Here is a 21,386-nt window from a genome sequence, read left to right on the forward strand (position 1 = left end):
AAGCAAGTGTTCTCTTGCTTACGTTTTTTGCTTGTAAAATTCATCATGAATTATCAGTTTTCAAGAGGGATTCGTTATTACTCAGCGAAATTATATTAGGAGAGTAATTATTTCAAAACGTTTACGAGAAACAGATTACTGCAATTAGAAAAGGGGACATACCTATGAATGAATTGATTTTTGTCTTATTAATTTGTCCGTTACTTATCTTTATCGTTTCTGTTATTGGAACGCGCAAGACGAAAACGTATTACGTAATGCCGATTGTAACGTTTGCTAGTTTTTTAATAATAGGTGTTATCGCCTTTACTCCAAAATTTTTCTTTTGGGTCGGCATGTACAGCATCTTCTCGTTTATCGTTTCTTATATGACGCTATTGTTTGTGAAAGGATATGAGGTTGCTGAAAACGCTAAATAGTTGTTAGCAAGGAGACAGCAATATGATTTTCTTTGATATTGATGGAACTTTACTTGATTATGAGGCTGCTGAAAGAAATGGTATTATAGATTTTTTTCAAATATATATTTACTTCTAGTGAACTTGGTATATCGAAACCAGATCCTGAAATTTTTCACAGAACCGTATTACAATCGAACCTTGAAATGAAAGATTGCTATTATATTGGCGATCGATTAGAGACTGATGCGATTAGTAGTACAGCAGCTGGGATGCAAGGGATATGGTTAAATCGAGATAACTCACAACTCAAGTACGATATTCCTACTATCTGTTCTTTACATGAAGTTTTAACAATAATATAAAAAACGACCGCGTTCCCCCGCGGTCGTTTTTTTCATGTTACGCTGTGATCCAAGCTTCGTTAGCTGGATTTTTACGCCACTCTTGTAATTTTTTCGTTTCAGCTTGTCCAATCATACCTTTTTCTGCTGCAACTTCAGTTAATGCACTGTAATCACTTAAAGAATATGATGCTACGTTAGCTGCTTCTAGTTTTTCTTTTCCTGCTTCTAACTCATATGTGAAGATTGATACGATTCCTAATACTTCACATCCAGCTTCGCGAAGTGCTTCTACACATGTAATTGCACTACCGCCAGTTGAAATTAAGTCTTCTACTACTACGACTTTTTGACCTTTTTCAGCTTTTCCTTCGATTTGGTTCCCTTTACCGTGACCTTTTGCTTTACTACGTACGTAGCACATTGGTAAATCCATACGATCGCTTACCCATGCAGCGTGCGCAATACCAGCAGTTGCTGTTCCTGCAATAATTTCTACAGTTGGGAAGTGCTCTTTAATTAACTCTTCTAATCCAGCTGCAATCGCTTGACGTACTTTTGGATAAGATAAAGTTAAACGGTTATCACAATAAATTGGTGATTTCATACCTGAAGACCAAGTGAATGGATCATTCGGTTGTAAAAATACTGCTCCAATTTCTAATAAATGCGATGCGATTTCTTTTTTCATACTGTTACACCTTCCCACTGTTGTTTTACTGTTTTATACGCTTCAAGCGGATTTTCTGCTTTTGTAATACTACGTCCAACTACGATGTAGCTTGAGCCAAGTTCCCTCGCACGTTTCGGTGTTGCTACGCGCACTTGGTCATTTACATCATCGCTTGCAAGACGAATCCCCGGTGTTACTGTTACAAATTCATTTCCGCATACTTCACGTAATTTTGGAACTTCAAGTGTTGAACAAACAACGCCATCAAGTCCACTTTCTTTCGTTAATTTTGCATAATGAGCAACCGCTTCTTCTAACGTTTTCTCAATGCCGATCTCTTTTTTCATCATAGCTTCCGAAGTGCTTGTTAGTTGTGTAACTGCAATACAAATCGGTCTCTCTTTTCCTTCTTGCTTACCTTCCTCTAATCCCTCAATCGCAGCTTTCATCATGCTGCTTCCCCCAGCAGCATGAACATTTACCATATCAACATCTAGACTAGCTAGGCTACGCATAGCGCTTTTTACTGTATTCGGAATATCATGAAGTTTTAAATCTAAGAAGATCTTATGTCCCTTTTCTTTTAAGTACGTAATAATCGCAGGGCCTTCTTTGTAAAATAACTCCATACCTACTTTGACAAATAACTCTTCCCCTTCAAAGTGGTGTAAGAATTGTTCTACTTCTTGTTTCCCTGGAAAATCTAGTGCAACGATTAACGACTGTGACATGTTTGCTTCCAGCTCCTTCCTTGACATTCCGAAATGTGATCAAATCCTAATTCATCTAATAATGCTGGTAACTCTTCAATAATTGTCGGACATACGAACGGATCGATAAAGTTCGCTGTACCTACTGCAACTGCGCTTGCGCCAGCATAGAAGAATTCAATTACATCTTCAGCTGTTTCAATACCACCCATTCCGATAATTGGAATGTTAACCGCTTGGCTTACTTCATGTACCATGCGAATTGCTACTGGCTTAATCGCAGGACCTGATAATCCGCCTGTACGGTTTGCTAAAATTGGTTTAGCTGTTTTTAAATCTAGACGCATACCAAGCAATGTATTAATCATCGTTAAACCATCTGCACCTGCATTTTCAATCGCTTTTGCAATTTCTACTATGTTTGCCACGTTCGGTGACAATTTCACGTATACAGGTACTTCAGAAACCTCTTTTACTCGCTTCGTTAAATCAGCAGCAATTTCAGGATTTGTACCAAAGGCGATACCACCTGTTTTTACGTTCGGACAAGAAATGTTTAATTCTAGTGCATGGACATTAGGCGCTTTAGAAATTTCCTTCGCAACCGCTACGTAATCCTCAGCTTGTGAGCCTGCAACGTTTGCAATAATTGGAAGGTCAAATTGTTCTAACCATGGTAATTCCGAATTCATTACTTTGTCTAATCCCGGGTTTTGAAGTCCGATTGCATTTAGCATGCCCCCTGGTGTTTCAGCAACACGAGGCGTTGGATTTCCATAACGTGGTTGTTCTGTCGTCGCTTTAATCATGATTGATCCTAGTACACTTAAATCGTAAAACTGTGCATATTCACGACCAAACCCAAAGCATCCAGATGCCGGTATAATTGGATTTTTTAATGATAATCCTGGTAATTCAACTTGCAATCTGTTCATAGTACAACCTCCCCGATTGGAAATACTGGTCCGTCGCTACACACCTTCTTGTAAGAATGTCCACTTGGATCTTCTTGTAAGTGGCATACACATGCGAAACAAGCTCCAATACCACAGCCCATACGTTCTTCTAATGAAATATAGGCTTTTTTCTCTTTGTAACGTCCTTCTAATGCACGAAGCATCGCTAGCGGACCACATGAATAAAGAATCTCAAAGTCAATTCCGTAATTATCAATTACATCTGTGACAAATCCTTTTGTACCGTGTGTACCGTCTACTGTCGCAACGTACGTATCACCAAGTTCTGCAAATTTTTCTTCATAGAAAACTACATCTTTCGTTTGAAAGCCTAAGATGTGAATAACACGTACACCTTTTGCAACGAGGCGCTGTGATAATTCATAAAGTGGTGGTACACCAATTCCCCCACCTACTAGTAAAGCTGTTTGACCAGCTTCTGCTTCTTCTACAGGAAAACCGTGTCCTAATGGTCCTAGTACATCTACCATTTCACCTTGTTTTCTAGTTGCTAATGTTTTTGTCCCTTGTCCTTCGGCACGATATAGCATTGTAAATTCGTTCTTCTCTTGATCTACATTACAAATACTAATTGGGCGGCGCAGAAGGGGCGCAATGCCCTCTGCTACCTTAATGTGTACAAACTGCCCTGGTTCGTTCATTTGCTGTACTAACGTTCCTTGAAGCACTAATTCGTAAATATTTTTTGCGATTTCTTTTTGGTTAACGACGATCATATTTTGCTTTTGCATCATGCATGTACCACCTCGTGACGCTTTGTTTGCGTAATTTCTTTCATTGAATGAGCTGAGAATGTCATAGATTCTAATACTCGTAAGATTGCTCTTGTTGTATCAAGTGATGTTAAGCAAGCCACACCATTTTCTACTGATTCACGGCGAATGCGGAAACCATCACGCGCTGGTTGTTTACCTTTTGTTAATGTGTTAATTACAAACTGTGCTTTTCCTTGACGGATAATATCTAGTAAGTTGTAGTCTTCAGAATCAATTTTGTTTACAACTTGTACTGGGATATTTTGCTCTTCTAATGATTGTGCTGTTCCAGCTGTTGCTAATAAGTTATAGCCGATTTCGTGGAAACGTTTTGCAATTTCCATCGCCTCTTCTTTATCTTTATCCGCTACAGTAATGATTACTGAGCCGTGCGTTGGGATGTTAATTCCAGAAGCAACTAACCCTTTATATAATGCTTTTTCAAGCGTTAAGTCTTTACCCATTACTTCCCCTGTTGATTTCATTTCAGGTCCTAATGTTGTATCAACTGAGCGTAGTTTCGCGAATGAGAATACCGGAGCTTTTACATATACTTCTTTCTCTTCAGGGTGATAGCCAGTTCCGTATCCTTGCTCTACTAGGTCTTGCCCTAAAATAACTTTCGTTGCAACATTCGCCATCGGTACGCCTGTAATTTTACTTAAGAACGGTACTGTACGGCTTGCACGTGGATTTACTTCAATTACGTACACTTGATCTTTGAATACTACAAACTGGATATTTAGTAATCCAACAATGTTTAATCCTTTTCCAAGTGCAATTGTATGTTCAATGATTTGTTCTTTTAGTTTTTCAGATAAACTTTGTGGTGGATATACTCCAATTGAGTCACCAGAGTGAACTCCAGCGCGTTCAATATGTTCCATAATACCTGGAATGAATACATTCTCACCATCGGAAATTGCATCTACTTCAATTTCTTTACCAACCATGTAACGGTCGATTAATACTGGGTGATCTGCATGAACTTTAACTGCATTTTTCATGTAGTGCAGTAGTTCTTCTTGACGATATACGATTTCCATCGCACGTCCACCTAGTACGTAAGATGGTCTTACTAATACTGGGTAACCAATTTCTTCTGCGATTGCTACCGCTTGTTCTACAGTCGTTGCTGTTTTACCAACTGGTTGCGGGATGCCAAGTTTTGTTAAAGCAGCTTCGAATTTATCACGATCTTCTGCACGGTCTAAGTCTTCAAGTGATGTTCCTAAAATTTTCACACCGTGTTCTTCTAGTTTCGCTGCTAAGTTAATTGCCGTTTGTCCACCGAACTGAACGATAACACCTTCTGGTTTTTCTAAATCGATAATATGCATTACATCTTCAATCGTTAATGGTTCAAAGTATAATTTGTCAGAAATACTGAAATCTGTTGAAACTGTTTCTGGGTTGTTGTTAATGATAATTGCTTCATATCCAGCTTCTTTAATTGCCCATACTGAGTGAACTGTTGCGTAATCAAACTCAACACCTTGACCAATACGGATCGGACCAGATCCTAGAACTACTACACTCTTACGATCTGTTACAATCGATTCATTTTCGTCCGCATATGTGCTGTAGTAATATGGCGTTGCAGATTCAAACTCTGCCGCACAAGTATCTACCATTTTGAATACTGGCATCATATTATTTTCTTTACGCATATCGTAAATTTCGCGCTCCGTTTTGTTCCAAGCTGCTGCAATGTAGTGATCGCTGAAGCCCATTTCTTTTGCAGTTTGTAGTACTTCCATATTTCCTACATTCGCTTTTACTTCACGTTCCATATTTACGATGTTTTCAACTTTTTGTAAGAAGAAGAAGTCCATTTCACACCATTCATTGATTTCTTCTTTCGTTACACCTTGGCGAATTGCTTCTGCTACAATAAACAGTCGTTCATCATCCGCTTTAATGATACGTTTTTTCATCGTTTCTTTATCAAGTTCTTTTAAGTGGTCTAATTCTAAGTGATAAATGCCAAGCTCTAAAGAACGAACTGCTTTTAGTAATGATTCTTCTAAGTTACGTCCGATTGACATAACTTCACCAGTTGCTTTCATTTGTGTTCCAAGCGTTCTGTTCGCTGATTCAAACTTATCAAACGGCCAACGTGGAATTTTTGAAACAACATAGTCTAACGCTGGCTCGAAGCAAGCGTAAGTTTTTTGTGTTACTGGGTTTACGATTTCATCTAACGTTAAGCCGACTGCAATTTTTGCTGCTAATTTCGCAATTGGATATCCAGTTGCTTTAGATGCTAGTGCAGATGAACGACTTACACGTGGATTTACTTCGATTACATAGTATTGGAAGCTATATGGATCTAGTGCAAGCTGAACGTTACATCCACCTTCAATTCCTAGTGCACGAATAATTCGTAATGACGTGTTACGTAACATTTGGTATTCACGGTCGCTTAGCGTTTGGCTCGGTGCTACAACGATTGAATCACCTGTATGAACACCAACTGGATCGATATTTTCCATGTTACACACTACAATCGCGTTATCATTTGAATCACGCATTACTTCGTATTCAATTTCTTTACAGCCAGCAATACTTTTCTCTAATAAACATTGTGTTACTGGGCTATGTTTTAAACCACTTGTTACGATTTCAATTAGCTCTTCTTCGTTATGACAAATTCCGCCGCCCGTTCCTCCTAATGTGAACGCTGGTCGAACGATTACTGGGTAACCAATTTCGTTTACAAATCCATATGCTTCATCAAGGTTATGAATAATTTCACTTGGTGGTGTTGGTTCATTTAAATCTTGCATTAATGTACGGAATAAATCACGATCTTCCGCTTGCTCGATTGCTGATAATTTTGTTCCTAAAATTTCAACTCCGCACTCGTCAAGTACGCCTGATTTTGCAAGTTCAACAGCCATGTTTAAACCTGTTTGACCACCTAATGTTGGTAGGATTGCATCAGGACGTTCTTTACGAATAATACGGCTTACGAATTCTAATGTTAATGGCTCGATGTATACTTTATCTGCTGTTGCAGTATCCGTCATAATTGTTGCTGGGTTAGAGTTAACAAGGATTACTTTGTAACCTTCCTCTTTAAGAGATTGACAAGCTTGTGTACCAGAGTAGTCAAACTCCGCTGCTTGCCCAATTACAATTGGTCCTGATCCGATTACTAAAATTGTGTTAATGTCTAGGCGTTTTGGCATAACTCTTCCCCTTCTTTCTTGAAGTTTTCAATCATTGTTAAGAAATCTTCGAATAAATCATTTGCATCTTCTGGTCCCGCTGAAGCTTCTGGATGGTATTGTACTGTAAATACCGGGAACTTCTTATGACGAAGACCTTCTACCGTTCCATCGTTTAAAGCAACATGTGTAATTTCAAGATCTGTATTTTCAACTGATTCTTCTTCTACTGCGTATCCGTGGTTTTGAGATGTAATTGCTACTTTTCCAGTTGCAAGATTTTTTACTGGATGGTTTAAACCACGGTGACCAAATTTCAACTTACTTGTATTTGCACCTGATGCTAGAGCGAACAATTGATGTCCTAGGCAAATTCCGAATAAAGGAACTTTACCGATAATGTCTTTTAACATTTCAATTGCTTCTGGTACATCTTTCGGATCTCCAGGTCCATTACTTAACATAATTCCATCTGGGCTAAGGCGTAAAATTTCTTCCGCTGTTGTGTTGTAAGGAACTACAATTACATCACAGTCACGCTTATTTAATTCTCGTAAAATACCATGTTTCATACCGAAGTCTACTAGTACAACTCGGTGACCACGACCTGGGCTTGGGTATGGATCTTTCGTTGATACGCGTTTTACATGATCTGTAAATACTGTCGCTTTTAATTGGCTTACAATGTACTCTACATCTGCATCCATGTTACAAAGGCGTCCACGTAATGTACCGTATTGACGAATTTTTCTCGTTAATTTTCTCGTATCAATCCCTGCTAATCCTGGGATATTTCTTTCTTTCAAGTAATCATTTAACGAAATTTCATTACGGAAGTTTGATGGGTGATCACAAATTTCGTTTACGATTAAACCATTTACAGATGGGTGAATGGATTCAAAATCGTCACGGTTAATGCCGTAGTTTCCGATTAATGGGTACGTGAATGTTACGATTTGACCGCAATATGATGGATCAGATAATGTTTCTTGATATCCAGTCATTCCTGTTGTAAATACAACCTCACCTGACTTTTCGATTTCGCCTCCGAAACCTGTTCCAATTAATACTGTTCCATCTTCTAAGATAAGTTGTCTTTTCATACTAATGCACTCTCCTTTTGCCATGCGATCTTACCACCAACGATTGTCATTACCGGCCATCCTTGGCATTTCCAACCTGCGAATGGTGTATTTTTTCCTTTTGATAAGAATGTTGTTGGGTCAATCTCTTCTTCTTGTTCTAAATCAATGATTGTAATATCAGCTGCTCTACCTTCTTTTAGGCGACCTGCTTCTAAGCCGAATGTATCAGCTGGCTTTTCTGTTAAGAATTGAATTAACTGTTCTAGCGTAATAACTCCCTTTTTCACAAGGTTTGTGTATAGAAGCGGGAATGCTGTTTCAAAACCAGTAATTCCAAACGGTGCTCTTTCAATTCCTTGTGCTTTCTCTTCCGCTGTATGCGGTGCATGGTCAGTTGCGATCATATCGATCGTTCCATCTAATAAACCTTCAATTAATGCTGCATGGTCTTCTTTTCCACGAAGCGGTGGGTTCATTTTAAAGTTAGGATCAGCTGATGGGATATCATCTTCACATAACACTAGGTGATGCGGTGTTACTTCTGCTGTTACTTTAATTCCAGCGCGTTTCGCATCACGGATTACACGTACAGAACCTTTGGTACTTACATGACATACGTGATAGTGGCAATCTGCTGCTTCAGCAAGCAGTATATCCCTTGCAATATGTACAGATTCACATACTGATGGGATACCGTTTAATCCGTGTTTCTCAGAAAACTTCCCTTCATGTACACAACCTTTATTAATAAGCGTATTCTCTTCACAGTGCGCAACTACTGCCATATCTAATTTTGCTGCACGTTTCATAGCCGCTAACATCATGCTCGCATCTTGTACGCCTACGCCGTCATCTGTGAAAGCAAATGCTCCAAGTTCTTTTAATGTTTCGAAATCTGTCATTTCAGAACCAGCTTGACGTACTGTAATTGCTCCGTATGGTAGTACGTTAACATGAGCTTTTTCTTCAATACGTTTTTGCAAGTCTTCCATATGTTCTCTGCAATCTGGTACCGGGCGTGTATTTGGCATTGCGCAAATTGTAGTGAATCCACCTTTTGCCGCTGCTAGTGTACCTGTTTCAATTGTTTCTTTATGTTCACCACCTGGTTCACGAAGATGTACGTGTACATCTACTAATCCAGGTGCGATTAACTTTCCGTTCACATCGATTACTTCAGCATTATCTGCCGTAATATTTTCTGCTACCTTAGCGATTTTACCGTCTTGTACGAGAAGATCCGTTGCTACGATTTTTCCTTCTTCATTCATATAACGACCATTTTTAAACAAATAATTCATGTTTCATTCCTCCTAATACATTTGGTAAGGCGCGTTTTAGTACAGCCATTCTTACGTAAACTCCATTTTCCATTTGTTTAAATATACGTGAACGCTCACACTCAACAAGTTCACTTGCAATTTCAACATCACGGTTTACAGGAGCTGGATGCATAATAATGCTTCCTTCTTTCATACGCTTTTCTCTTTCTACTGTTAATCCGTGTTTCTCATGATATTCTTTCATAATGTCTGTTTCATAATGATCATGACGCTCATGTTGTACACGGAGTAACATCATTACATCAACTTCTGGAACAAGTTCATCTAATGGTTTGTATGTTCCAAATGTGTTGTCTTCATCTTTCCACTCTTCTGGACTTGCAAAGTAAATTGTTGCACCAAGCTTCGTTAATGCTTCTGCATTAGAACGTGCTACTCGGCTATGACGAACATCTCCTACTATTGCAATCTTCAAACCTTCAAATCTTCCAAACTCTTGTTTAATTGTAAGAAGGTCCAGTAGGCACTGTGTTGGGTGGTTTCCGCATCCATCTCCAGCATTTAAGATTGGAATATTCACCTGATCTTTTAGTTCATCGAAGTAGCGATCTTGCTCGTGGCGGATGACCACTGCTTTTGTTCCGATTGATTCTAGTGTTCTTATCGTATCGTATAGAGTTTCTCCTTTTTGTACGCTAGATGCATCAGCTGAAAAGTTTAAAACATCAAGTCCTAATCTCTTCTCAGCAACTTCAAAGCTAAATCTCGTTCTCGTACTATTCTCAAAGAACAAGTTCGCAACAAAAGTTTGCTCTGTCGTTTTGCTCTCTTTTCCATTCGCAAAATCTTCTGCATCTTTTAGGATTTCTGAAATTTCTACTTCCGATAATTCACTCATCGTTAACAAATGGCTCATCGTCATCCCTCATCTTTCTGATTTTTATGTTACCACTTTTGAATTTTTATAACAACCTTTGCATAAAAATACCCTAATCGTGTGAGACTAGGGTGCAAGAAAGAAGCCACCCTTTCCGGTCTCACAGGACTGAATTAAAAGGTTATTATTATGAAGCAATCTGCTTAGATTGTTTTATTTGTTTCGTTTCCGGTAGTAGTAGATTTAACAGTACACCTACAATTGCTGCTAGTGCCATTCCTTCTACTTGGAATGATTCTCCTACATGAAGTACCGCTCCACCAATACCGATTACTAATATTACTGATGCAATCATTAAGTTTCGTTTGTCACTTAAATCTGTTTTATCATCTACCATCATGCGTAATCCGCTTGATGCGATTACACCGAATAGTAAGATTGATACACCACCCATAACTGGTGTTGGGATCGAATGAATCAGTGCAGAAATCTTACCGATAAATCCGAACATGATTGCAAATACTGCTGAACCGATGAATAAGTATACACTGTATGCTCTCGTAATTGCTAGCACACCGATGTTTTCACCATACGTTGTATTCGGTGGCCCACCGATTAGTGACGCGATTAATGTTGCTACTCCGTCACCGAAGATTGAACGGTGTAAACCTGGTTTTTCAATTAAATCTCTTTTAATAACATTTCCAAGAACAATTTGATGTCCTATATGTTCTGATATTGTTACTAGTGCAACTGGTACCATCAAGAGTACAATCTTCCATGAAAACTCTGGTGTGTATGTTACAAATGGTACTGTGAAATCTGGTACAACAAACCATTTTGCCTCAGCTACCGGCTTTAAGTCTACTAGCCCTTGGAAGTAAGCGAAGATATATCCGCCGATAATACCAAGTAACACTGGTATGATACTGAAAAATCCTCTTCCAAATATCGAGCATATAATTGTAATTGCTAATGTTACTAACGCTACTGAAAAGTGTGTAAAGCTATATTTGCCATCCGCACCGTTCATCGCCATGTTAACTGCTGTATGTGCTAAAGCTAGACCGATTACCATTACTACTGGACCAACTACGATTGGTGGTAGTAATTTCATAATCCACTCTGATCCTGATTTCTTAATTCCGAGTGAGATTAAGATGTACACAAGTCCTGCTAGCAAACCACCAAGCATTGCCGCTCCCGGTCCACCTGCCGTTTTCGCTGTTATAATCGGTGCGATAAAGGCGAATGATGATCCTAGATAAGCAGGTACTTGACCTTTCGTTATAAGAAGAAACGCTAACGTTCCTAATCCACTTGATATTAATGCTACTGATGGATTCAATCCTGTTAAAAACGGAACAAGCACTGTTGATCCAAACATCGCGAACAAATGTTGTATACTTAAAAATAACCATTTTCCCGGTTTCGGTACTTCATTAACGTCTAACACTGGCTTTTGTTCCATTGTTACATCCTCCTTCAGTTTAAATCTTTGCAATAAAAAAACTCTTTGTGCCTGTGCACAAAGAGTCCTACACTTTCGTATGCCAAATTTGACATATGAAAGCCAAGACCCTTTGGCAGCCTCACAGGACTACATTTAAAAGGGCTTTACTTATCGTATATGCTTACTCGATCTTGTTGATCTGTCTCTTGCAAATCAACTTCGATACGCTCTTCACTTGATGTTGGAATATTCTTCCCTACATAATCAGCGCGAATTGGTAATTCGCGATGACCTCTATCAACAAGAACCGCCAATTGGATTTGAGATGGTCTACCTAAATCCATAAGAGCATCCATTGCTGCTCGAACTGTTCTTCCTGTATATAATACGTCATCCACAAGGATAACTTTTTTCTTCGTAATATCTACAGGGATATCAGAACCTTTTACAAGTGGTTCTTTATTTTTCGATTGTAGTGTTAAATCATCACGATATAACGTAATGTCTAACTCTCCAACTTCCATTTCTTTTCCTTCAATTTGACCAATTCGTTCTGCCAAACGTTGTGCAATAAAAATTCCACGAGTTTTAATTCCGACAAGAACACAATTATCGACACCTTTATTTCGTTCCACGATTTCATGACTAATTCGTGTTAAAGCGCGGCGAATCATTTGGTCATCTAAAACGACAGCTTTCTCTTGCATGCTCTACACCTCCAAGCTTTTTTCTTGCGTGAGAGTAATGGTATAAAAAAAGTCCTCTCAGCGTGTGCGAGAGGACTTTTGAAAAAAGGGTACAACATACCCTAAGTATTTCAAACCGTTACCTTCTCAACCTCACGGGGCTGTGTTAAAGGATCATTATTTAACTGTTGTCAGTATCTCAGTTTTCTTATGATTTGTCAATACTATTTTCGTAAAATATTTAATGCGTCTTCAAACACTTCTGGAATCGGTGCCTCAAACTGAATATATTCACCAGTACGAGGATGATCAAAGCCTAAAATACCCGCATGAAGTGCTTGTCCATTCATATCTAACGTTTTCTTCGGACCATACTTCGGATCTCCTGCAAGTGGATAGCCAATATATTTCATATGAACACGAATTTGGTGCGTACGTCCCGTTTCTAAGCGACATTCTACAAGTGTAAAGTCTTTAAAGCGTTCTAACACTTGGAAATGCGTAACAGCGTTCTTACCATTTTCATCAACTGTCATACTTTGACGCTCTTTCTTATCACGAGCAATCGGAGCATCAATCGTTCCCTTATCATGCGGAATCACACCGTGTACAATCGCTTTGTAACGTCTCGTTACTGTTTTTGCTACAAGCTGATTCACAAGCGATTCATGTGCCATATCATTTTTAGCAACCATTAATAGTCCAGATGTATCTTTATCAATACGATGCACGATACCTGGACGCATTACACCGTTAATGCCTGATAAGTCTGTACAATGATGCATAAGGCCATTTACAAGTGTACCACTTGTATGCCCTGGTGCTGGATGTACAACCATACCACGTGGCTTATTTACAACAAGCACATCTGCATCTTCATAATAAATTTCTAAATTTAAATCCTCTGGTTGAATATCTAACTCTTCTGGTTCAGGAATTGTTACTGTAATTTCATCTTCTTCTTTTACTTTATAATTCCCTTTTACCGCTTTCCCGTTTACTGTCACAACGTCATCTTTAATCCATTGCTGCACTTGCGTACGTGACCATTCGTTATTTATCCCTGCAACGAATTTATCAATTCGCTCATTTTTTTGCTCTGCTGCAACTGTTACTTGTACTACTTCACTCATTCAATTACTCCTTCGCTTTCTTGCCTTCTAATAATGTTTGAATAATAATTAATACAACACCAATACATAATGCTGAATCAGCTATATTGAATACTGGATAGTTGTACGAGAAAATATACACGTGAATGAAATCCACTACTTCTTGTCTAAATACACGATCAATAAAGTTACCAATTGCCCCGCCCAAAATTAGGCCTAACGAAATACCTAGAAGCTTGTCTGTTTTCGCATACTTTTTCATATAAAATACAATAAACACTACAAAAACAACTGTAATAATGTAGAAGAACCACATTTTATTTTCTAAAATACCCCAAGCAGCGCCTCTATTTCGATGTGATGTTATGTATAATACATTGTCGATAATCGGAATACTCGTACCCAATTCCATGTTCTTTACAATTAACCACTTCGATATTTGATCGATAGCAATGACGAATAACGCTATTACATAATATATCATTTTCATTTCCCCCACAAAGACAGTGTACCTCAAAATTTTAGCATAGCTGCTACCTTTTCACAATGAACCTTTATAGAAGAATAAAATAAATTAAAAAAAGGTAATATAATATCGTTGTGCGTATTCATACATTTACCTTTTCATAAAAGAATTCATGAATCGTACGGGCAGTCGGCATTGTCTTCATTTGCTTTGTCGAAATTAATCTCCCCGTCTCTTCACAAATACCATACATGTCTATTTCCATTTTAAATAATGCGCGTTCTACATCCTTTAAATCCTCTTTTATATCATGTAATAGCAATTTTTTCTTTATCTCTTCCTTAATTTCATATCCAAGCTCTTGGCTGAACTCGACATCATATTTGTGCATTACTTCTTTAGCTAGTCTCTCTTGCAACTCTTTTCTCATCAATTGCAATTCTTCTTTTATTTCCATGTAAATTTCATTCACGTGTACATTCCTCCTAGCTGTAATGTACAGTTAGTGTGTCCGAAATTTATTTGCTTACCTCACACACATTTTTCCTTCACAGGAAAGAGTCTGAAAGTGATTTTGATATGCCATCAACAAAAAAACTGACTGCATCAATAGCAGTCAGCTTTTTTTATTATTTTACATAGTTTTCTTTAACAACTGTTGCACAACGCTCACATAATGTTTCATGTTCAGCATCTTTACCAATTGTTTCTGAAACTACCCAACAACGTTCACATGTTTCACCAGTTGCTTGAGCAACAACAACCGCTGTATGTTCATACTTCGGTGCATCTGCTGGCGCTTCATCCATCATACCACCAAGTTTATACTCAGAAACGATGAATAATTGCTTTAAGTCTTCGCTAATAGACTCTAACATAGCTTTCATTTCTGCAGTTGGATATAGCGTAATGCTTGCATTTAATGACTTACCGATTACTTTTTCATTACGAGCTACTTCTAGTGCTTTTAACACGTCATCACGTAATGTCATAAATGCATCCCATTTTGTTTTTAACGCTTCCGCGTCATCTAATTGTACAGCTTCTGGCATATCAGTTAATTGTACACTTTCTTCTGTTACGCCTGGAATGTATGGCCATACTTCATCAGCTGTATGCGGTAAGATTGGTGTTACAAGTTTCGTTAACGCAACAAGAACATCATATAATACAGTTTGAATCGCACGACGATCTTCGTGGTTTGCACCTTCAATATATAAAATGTCTTTTGCAAAGTCTAAATAGAATGAACTTAAATCAATTGTACAGAAGTTATGAATTGCATGATACACAGCAGCGAAGTCGTATGTCTCATATGCTTCTTTAACTTTTGTAATTAAGTCATTTAATTTCACTAACATGTAACGATCTACTTCACGAAGTTCAGCTACAGCTACTGCATTTTCACTTGGCTTAAAGTCGTCTAAGTTTCCTAATAAGAAACGGAATGTGTTACGGATTTTACGATACACTTCTGCTACTTGTTTTAAAATATCATCTGAAATACGTACGTCAGATTGATAGTCAACAGAAGATACCCATAAGCGTAAAATGTCTCCGCCTAATTGATCCATAATTTTCTTCGGTACGACAATGTTTCCAATCGACTTACTCATCTTACGTCCTTCACCATCTAGTACGAAACCGTGACTTAGTACGCCTTTATATGGAGCTTTACCTGTTACAGCAACTGCTGTTGATAATGAAGAGTTAAACCAACCACGATACTGGTCAGATCCTTCTAAATATAAATCAGCTGGACGCTGTAAATCTTCGCGCTCTTCTAATACCGCTTGGTGAGAAGAACCTGAATCGAACCATACATCCATGATGTCTGTTTCTTTACGGAATTCGCCATTTGGGCTACCTGGATGTGTAAATCCTTCTGGTAATAGATCTTTCGCTTCACGCTCGAACCATACGTTAGAACCGTGTTCACGGAATAAATCTGCTACATGGTTAATTGTTTCATCCGTAATAATTGGATCACCATTCTCAGCATAGAATACCGGAATTGGCACACCCCATGCACGCTGACGAGAAATACACCAGTCACCACGGTCACGAACCATATTATGAAGACGAGTTTCTCCCCATGCTGGTACCCATTTTGTTTCTGCTACAGCTTCTATTAATTCTTTACGGAATGCTTCAATAGATGCAAACCACTGTGCTGTCGCACGGAAAATAATTGGTTTTTTCGTTCTCCAATCATGTGGGTATGAATGTGTAATGAATGTTAGTTTCAGTAACGCGCCTACTTCTTCTAATTTTTCTGTAATTGGTTTATTAGCTTTATCATAGAATAAGCCTTCAAATCCAGGTGCCTCATTTGTTAATACACCTTTATCATCGACTGGGCAAAGTACTTCTAATCCATACTTTTTACCAACAACGAAGTCATCTTCCCCGTGTCCTGGTGCTGTATGAACACAACCTGTACCTGCATCTGTTGTTACGTGGTCTCCTAGCATAACTAATGAATCACGATCGTAGAATGGATGTTTTGCAACTGTGTACTCAAGTTCGCTACCTTTTACTGTTTTCACAACTTCAGCATTTTCCCACTCTAACGTTTTTGCAACTGTCTCAAACAGCTCAGAAGCAATGATATATTTCTCATCGTTTACTTTTACAATGCTATATTCAAGCTCTGGGTGAACAGAAATACCTAAGTTTGCAGGTAATGTCCAAGGTGTCGTTGTCCAAATGATGTACTTTTCATCACCTTCTAATACGTTCTTTCCATCTTTTACAGGGAATGCTACGTAAATAGATGCTGATTTTTTATCTTGATATTCAATTTCAGCTTCCGCTAAAGCAGATTCACTCGTTGGAGACCAGTAAACTGGTTTTTGACCTTTATAGATATAACCTTTTTTCGCCATGTCACCAAACACTTTGATTTGTTGTGCTTCATAAGCTGGCTCTAAAGTAATATATGGATTATCCCAATCTGCACGTACACCTAGACGCTTAAATTGTTCACGTTGACGTTCTACTTGTTCATATGCATACTCTGCACATAACTTACGGAACTCAGCAACTGTCATTTCTTTACGTTTTACCCCTTTATTTGTTAAAGCTTGTTCAATTGGTAAACCGTGCGTATCCCATCCTGGAACATATGGCGCACTAAAACCAGTCATTGATTTATAACGAACAATAAAGTCTTTTAATACTTTATTTAATGCATGTCCCATATGAATGTCACCATTCGCATATGGAGGTCCATCATGCAATACAAATAAAGGACGTCCTTTTGTATGTTCTTGTACTTTTTCGTAAATATTCATTTCAGCCCATTTTTCTTGCATTGCAGGCTCACGTTTTGGTAAATTCCCACGCATTGGGAACTCTGTTTTTGGCATCAGTAATGTATTTTTGTACTCCATGCTCAATTCCTCCTTACATGTATAAAAGAAACACTTAAAAAACGGAATAAAAAAGAGACCTTCTCATCCCAAAAAGGGACGAGAAAGTCTCCCGCGGTACCACCCTAGTAGATCATATACATATGTATAGAATCCTCTTTATATTCTTAACGCGAATACACGCCTACGCTTACTCTATTTGTTCAGCGCGGAACTCCAGGGTGATATTCCCACTATCTCCTTATCCTGAGCTTACACCATCCTCAGTTCGCTATATAAGGTTTGAAAAGGTACTTATCCCTATCTTCGTTTTTCTTAATAAATATGTTGTTTAAAATTATATGTAATAATGAGAAAAACGTCAAGCTTACACTGTTTCTTCTTTTTTCAACAGTTCATCTACTTCGTCTTCTAATTCAATTAGTTTATCCCAATCATCGTTGTTTAACATCTCAAGCTGTGTTTCTAATAACATACGGAAACGAGTTCGGAATACTTTCGCTTGTTTCTTTAGCTCTTCAATATCAAAAGCAACTTTTCTTGATTTTACTAATGCTTCGTTAATAATACGATCAGCATTCTTTTCAGCTTCACGCACAATTAATTTCGCTTCTTTTTGCGCATTACGTTTTACTTCTTCCGCTGCTTCTTGTGCAACGACGATAGATTTGTTTAACGTATCTTCAATATTAGAGAAATGATCTAACTTCCCTTCTAACTGCGCAACTTTTTCTTCTAAAGCTTTTTTCTCACGAATGACCAATTCATAATCTTTGATAATTTGATCAAGAAACTCATTTACTTGATCTTCATCATAGCCACGGAATCCGCGACCAAATTCTTTGTTATGAATATCTAATGGTGTTAACGGCACAACGCCACCTCCAAGTAGTTATCTAAATTTCCTCTTTCAATTATATCTTTTCTTCGACAAAATAGGAGGATTTCCTTCTAAAAAAACCAATCATTTTAGTATACCATACAAAATTCTCCATTTGTCGCGTTTTGTTCTACCTTCTACAGAAAATAATTTACTTCGGCCATATCCTCTAACAGAAAAAACATCTCCTGGATAGCATTCATAAGAAGTTTGCTCCACTGTTTTCCAATTGACTTTTACTAAACCATTTTTTATGAAAGGTTGTACTTTCTGTCTAGATAAATGTAACATTTCAGCTAACATAACATCTAAACGAAGTGAAGAAACCGTTCCAGATTTCTCTCCCCACGTTTCATCTATCTGTAGAATTTGTTCTCCTTGCACTGACGCTAAAGAGACTTTTACTTTCCCTATTGATTGTAAGTTCATCTCAATATACGATACAATTTCTTTCGCAACTACAATTTGGGCACGATTTTCTTGCAGCAAAATATCACCACATTTTTCTCTTGTTAAACCAAGAGACATAAATGTACCTAATATTTGCCTATGTTCTAGCGTATAAAACTTGGAAGGATAGTCAATTTCTAATACTTCTACTTGAAATTCTTCTTCATTTAATTCTAGATAGTCTGGATAAATAAGTGCTCTTTTACGCTCTGCATTAGGCGTTGCACCACCAAATTGTACAGCAACATCACCTTGTCCTATTACCATAGAAACAATTTGTTGTTGCCTAGGATCAAGAAAATCCGTTAACTTCACTTGATGGTACTCCGCCGCTCGCTTCCACTCTAGCACTTTATCCACAAAGACCTCCTCATCAGGCCTAAAATGTTCGTAGATGCTCATGTATTTACCTTCTTACTATAAGAAATAGCTTAATAAACTGAACAAACCAGTTTTAGCAAGTTTCAACGCAAAGATCGCAACGATTGGAGAAATATCAATCATTCCAAGCGGCGGAATAAAGCGGCGGAATGGTTCTAAATACGGTTCACAAATACGTGCCAGGAACTCTCCAAAAGATGATTCCTTTGCACCAGGAAACCATGATAGGAGAATGTAAATAATAAGTGCCCACGAGTAAATCTCGATAGCATAACTTAACACTATAAAAACTGTTGTCATGGCGTATTACCACCTCTTTATATTTGTTTCTTCTTCTTCACCGAATAACTCTGAAATCGCACCAACAATATCTACATTTTCAGGTGTACACATAAATGTTTTCGGCCCTATTTTTTGAATGTCCCCGCCTATAGCGTATACAGTACCACTTAAAAAGTCAACGATACGTACCGCTTGATCAGTAGACATTCTCTGCAAATTAATTACAACAGCTCGTCTACCTTTTAAGTGGTCCGCAATCCCTTGTGCTTCCGAATATGTGCGTGGTTCTAATAAAACAACTTTTGAAGATTGTTTTGCTGTTTCAATACTCACAACATTTTGCTTCGGTTGCGCTTTCGGAAACGTAACGTCTTGTTGTTCTGGTGGATCTTGCTGCTTTTTCATGTCTGTTTGCTCCTTTTCATAACCATATTGAGCTGCTTCTTTTTCTTCCGGTGTATCAAAAAAGAAGTATTTTACTTTTGACCAACTCATAATAAGATTCTCCTTCCTTTTACGCTTTTCCTACTAAAATCGTTCCCAAACGAATATATGTAGCCCCTTCTTCAATTGCAATTGTGTAATCGTTGGACATTCCCATTGATAATTCTTTACATGGCGCATGTAATAACTCTAGCTCCTGCACCTCTGTTTGCAGCATACGTAATTCCTTAAAACAGCGTCTGATTTCTTCCTCTTCTTCTGTAAATGGAGCCATCGTCATTAGTCCAACCACTTCAATTTTATCGAATTCTTGCAAACTTTGAATAAAAGAAACAACCTCTTCTATTGCCAATCCTTGCTTCGATTCTTCAGATGAGGTTTTCACTTGAATAAAGCATTTCACTTTCTTATCAGCACGTTTCTGAATTTCTTTCGCCAGCGAAAGACGATCTAACGAATGTAAATAATCAATTTCATTAATGATTTCTTTTACTTTTCTCGTTTGTAATGAGCCAATAAAGTGCCAATTAACTTTTGAACCGAAATGCTTGTATTTCTGTAAGAAACCTTCATTTCTATTTTCACCTAAATCGATAATTCCAGCTTCAATTACTTCGTTTGTTTTTTCAATCCCTACAGTTTTTGTAACTGCAACAAGTTTAATATCTTGCAACGAACGTCCAGCTCGAGCGCAAGATTCTTTAATAGCTTCATTTACAATTACTAAATTTTCTTGTACTGTCACTTGCTTCCTTCCTCCTTAAAACCTATGAAACTCAACATTCTTCCTGTCTTACCTTGATCACGACGATGAGAGAAAAATAGTTGCTCTTCACAGCTTGTACAAAGAGATGACATTACAATATGCTCTTCTTTTATGCCTGCTTGTACACATAATATACGATTAATTTCTTTTAAATTAATTGCGTACTGCCCGTCAGAAATTTTTTGATGAGGAACAGCACCGCTAACTACTTCCTGTGCTGCTGTTAATACACGATCATCCACAACATAACAACAAGATCCGATCGACGGCCCAATTGCAACATGAATTTCATCACTTGAAATACCTTCTGCATTCCACTTTTGAATCATTTCCTTTGCAATCTCTTGTACAGTGCCTTTCCATCCAGCATGCGCAAGTCCTATCATACCATGTGATGGTGCATAAAAATAGAGCGGAACACAATCCGCGTAACAAGACGTTAACAGAACATCTTCATTACTCGTATAAATGCCATCTGTTTTTGAAATGCCGTCCTCATATGAATAGACACCACTTCCCTTTTCCTGTTGCCCTACTTTTTCAACATGATGAGCATGAACTTGTTCAGAGCAAATCCAGTTTTCTAATGGTTTTTGTAACTTATTTGCTAAAATGCGTCTGTTTTCATGAACGTTCTCCACGATATCATTCACATGTAATCCTAAATTCATCGCATGAAAGGAGCCCGTACTTATCCCACCATCTTTTGTCGTAAATCCAGCAGTAATGTTTCCAAGTTCTTTCCACGCTTGTAAATACAGTATACCGTCCACATATTTAAATGGTTCTCTCATAATAAAGCGGCTCCTTTTAATTA

Annotated in this window: 21 protein-coding genes, 1 pseudogene and 1 other annotated feature; of the genes and pseudogenes, 2 read left to right on the top strand and 20 right to left on the bottom strand. The window is 37.9% G+C overall.

The annotated features are described in order from the left end of the window. Positions 1-164: 164 nt before the first annotated feature. Together V7S45_RS18985 and V7S45_RS18990 are read left to right on the top strand one after the other, a co-directional pair. Positions 165-419: a YbeF family protein gene (locus V7S45_RS18985; protein ID WP_025689243.1), complete on the top strand. Its 255-nt coding sequence runs from the start codon at positions 165-167 to the stop codon at positions 417-419. Between the two features lie 92 nt (positions 420-511). Then, positions 512-763 (top strand): annotated as a pseudogene (locus tag V7S45_RS18990) (HAD family hydrolase); the annotation flags it as partial. A 37-nt stretch (positions 764-800) separates the two neighbouring features. On the opposite strand, the gene pyrE reads toward V7S45_RS18990, so the two are convergent. The 20 genes from pyrE to pgeF all read right to left on the bottom strand — a co-directional run bounded on the left by pyrE (position 801) and on the right by pgeF (position 21,363). Then, on the bottom strand, positions 801-1,433 hold the full coding sequence (gene pyrE / locus V7S45_RS18995) for an orotate phosphoribosyltransferase (RefSeq protein ID WP_000711440.1): 633 nt from the start codon (positions 1,431-1,433) through the stop codon (positions 801-803). Further along, positions 1,430-2,146 (bottom strand): orotidine-5'-phosphate decarboxylase, encoded by a 717-nt coding sequence (pyrF, locus tag V7S45_RS19000; RefSeq protein WP_000083510.1) that lies wholly within the window; start codon positions 2,144-2,146, stop codon positions 1,430-1,432. Before pyrF ends, pyrE begins: the two co-directional genes overlap by 4 nt. Continuing rightward, positions 2,131-3,060: a dihydroorotate oxidase B catalytic subunit gene (gene pyrD, locus V7S45_RS19005; protein WP_001081049.1), complete on the bottom strand. Its 930-nt coding sequence runs from the start codon at positions 3,058-3,060 to the stop codon at positions 2,131-2,133. Before pyrD ends, pyrF begins: the two co-directional genes overlap by 16 nt. Then, positions 3,057-3,836, bottom strand: a complete 780-nt coding sequence (gene pyrK, locus V7S45_RS19010) for a dihydroorotate oxidase B electron transfer subunit (RefSeq protein ID WP_089607601.1) — start codon at positions 3,834-3,836, stop codon at positions 3,057-3,059. Before pyrK ends, pyrD begins: the two co-directional genes overlap by 4 nt. Continuing rightward, on the bottom strand, positions 3,833-7,051 hold the full coding sequence (gene carB, locus V7S45_RS19015; RefSeq protein WP_001126101.1) for a carbamoyl-phosphate synthase large subunit: 3,219 nt from the start codon (positions 7,049-7,051) through the stop codon (positions 3,833-3,835). The genes pyrK and carB overlap by 4 nt, the downstream gene beginning before the upstream one ends. Next, positions 7,036-8,133, bottom strand: coding sequence for a carbamoyl phosphate synthase small subunit (locus V7S45_RS19020; protein ID WP_089607602.1), 1,098 nt, complete (start codon positions 8,131-8,133; stop codon positions 7,036-7,038). The genes carB and V7S45_RS19020 overlap by 16 nt, the downstream gene beginning before the upstream one ends. After that, the gene (gene pyrC / locus V7S45_RS19025; RefSeq protein ID WP_001108367.1) at positions 8,130-9,416 is read right to left on the bottom strand and encodes a dihydroorotase; all 1,287 of its coding nucleotides are present in this window, start codon (positions 9,414-9,416) and stop codon (positions 8,130-8,132) included. Before pyrC ends, V7S45_RS19020 begins: the two co-directional genes overlap by 4 nt. Next, positions 9,400-10,314: an aspartate carbamoyltransferase gene (gene pyrB, locus V7S45_RS19030; RefSeq protein WP_000018849.1), complete on the bottom strand. Its 915-nt coding sequence runs from the start codon at positions 10,312-10,314 to the stop codon at positions 9,400-9,402. Before pyrB ends, pyrC begins: the two co-directional genes overlap by 17 nt. A gap of 148 nt (positions 10,315-10,462) precedes the next feature. Then, complete coding sequence (gene uraA / locus V7S45_RS19035; protein WP_000435928.1) at positions 10,463-11,746, bottom strand: uracil permease; 1,284 nt, start codon at positions 11,744-11,746, stop codon at positions 10,463-10,465. Between the two features lie 146 nt (positions 11,747-11,892). Then, positions 11,893-12,435, bottom strand: coding sequence for a bifunctional pyrimidine operon transcriptional regulator/uracil phosphoribosyltransferase (pyrR, locus tag V7S45_RS19040; protein WP_001156491.1), 543 nt, complete (start codon positions 12,433-12,435; stop codon positions 11,893-11,895). A 203-nt stretch (positions 12,436-12,638) separates the two neighbouring features. After that, positions 12,639-13,547 (bottom strand): RluA family pseudouridine synthase, encoded by a 909-nt coding sequence (locus tag V7S45_RS19045; RefSeq protein WP_000005829.1) that lies wholly within the window; start codon positions 13,545-13,547, stop codon positions 12,639-12,641. A gap of 4 nt (positions 13,548-13,551) precedes the next feature. Continuing rightward, positions 13,552-14,010 carry a lipoprotein signal peptidase LspA gene (lspA, locus tag V7S45_RS19050; protein ID WP_000642180.1) on the bottom strand — a complete coding sequence of 153 codons (459 nt, stop codon included), beginning with the start codon at positions 14,008-14,010 and terminating at the stop codon, positions 13,552-13,554. A gap of 124 nt (positions 14,011-14,134) precedes the next feature. After that, positions 14,135-14,464 carry a molecular chaperone DnaK gene (locus tag V7S45_RS19055; protein WP_001002956.1) on the bottom strand — a complete coding sequence of 110 codons (330 nt, stop codon included), beginning with the start codon at positions 14,462-14,464 and terminating at the stop codon, positions 14,135-14,137. A 157-nt stretch (positions 14,465-14,621) separates the two neighbouring features. Then, positions 14,622-17,387 (bottom strand): isoleucine--tRNA ligase, encoded by a 2,766-nt coding sequence (ileS2, locus tag V7S45_RS19060; protein ID WP_000455951.1) that lies wholly within the window; start codon positions 17,385-17,387, stop codon positions 14,622-14,624. Between the two features lie 71 nt (positions 17,388-17,458). Further along, positions 17,459-17,682: a binding site (T-box leader), on the bottom strand. A 51-nt stretch (positions 17,683-17,733) separates the two neighbouring features. Further along, positions 17,734-18,240, bottom strand: coding sequence for a septum site-determining protein DivIVA (gene divIVA / locus V7S45_RS19065; RefSeq protein ID WP_001131611.1), 507 nt, complete (start codon positions 18,238-18,240; stop codon positions 17,734-17,736). A 90-nt stretch (positions 18,241-18,330) separates the two neighbouring features. Continuing rightward, positions 18,331-19,098 carry an RNA-binding protein gene (locus tag V7S45_RS19070; protein ID WP_002164454.1) on the bottom strand — a complete coding sequence of 256 codons (768 nt, stop codon included), beginning with the start codon at positions 19,096-19,098 and terminating at the stop codon, positions 18,331-18,333. A 15-nt stretch (positions 19,099-19,113) separates the two neighbouring features. Next, on the bottom strand, positions 19,114-19,377 hold the full coding sequence (locus tag V7S45_RS19075) for a YggT family protein (protein ID WP_000214233.1): 264 nt from the start codon (positions 19,375-19,377) through the stop codon (positions 19,114-19,116). Positions 19,378-19,383: 6 nt separating this feature from the next. Continuing rightward, entirely contained in the window at positions 19,384-19,854 is a 471-nt protein-coding gene (locus V7S45_RS19080) for a cell division protein SepF (RefSeq protein ID WP_000119129.1), read from the bottom strand. A gap of 19 nt (positions 19,855-19,873) precedes the next feature. Further along, entirely contained in the window at positions 19,874-20,548 is a 675-nt protein-coding gene (locus V7S45_RS19085) for a YggS family pyridoxal phosphate-dependent enzyme (protein ID WP_025689225.1), read from the bottom strand. Then, positions 20,545-21,363: a peptidoglycan editing factor PgeF gene (gene pgeF, locus V7S45_RS19090; RefSeq protein WP_001209008.1), complete on the bottom strand. Its 819-nt coding sequence runs from the start codon at positions 21,361-21,363 to the stop codon at positions 20,545-20,547. The genes V7S45_RS19085 and pgeF overlap by 4 nt, the downstream gene beginning before the upstream one ends. Positions 21,364-21,386: the final 23 nt, after the last annotated feature.

It is taken from the genome of Bacillus sp. BR3(2024) (assembly GCF_039134555.1).
GTDB lineage: Bacteria > Bacillota > Bacilli > Bacillales > Bacillaceae_G > Bacillus_A > Bacillus_A cereus.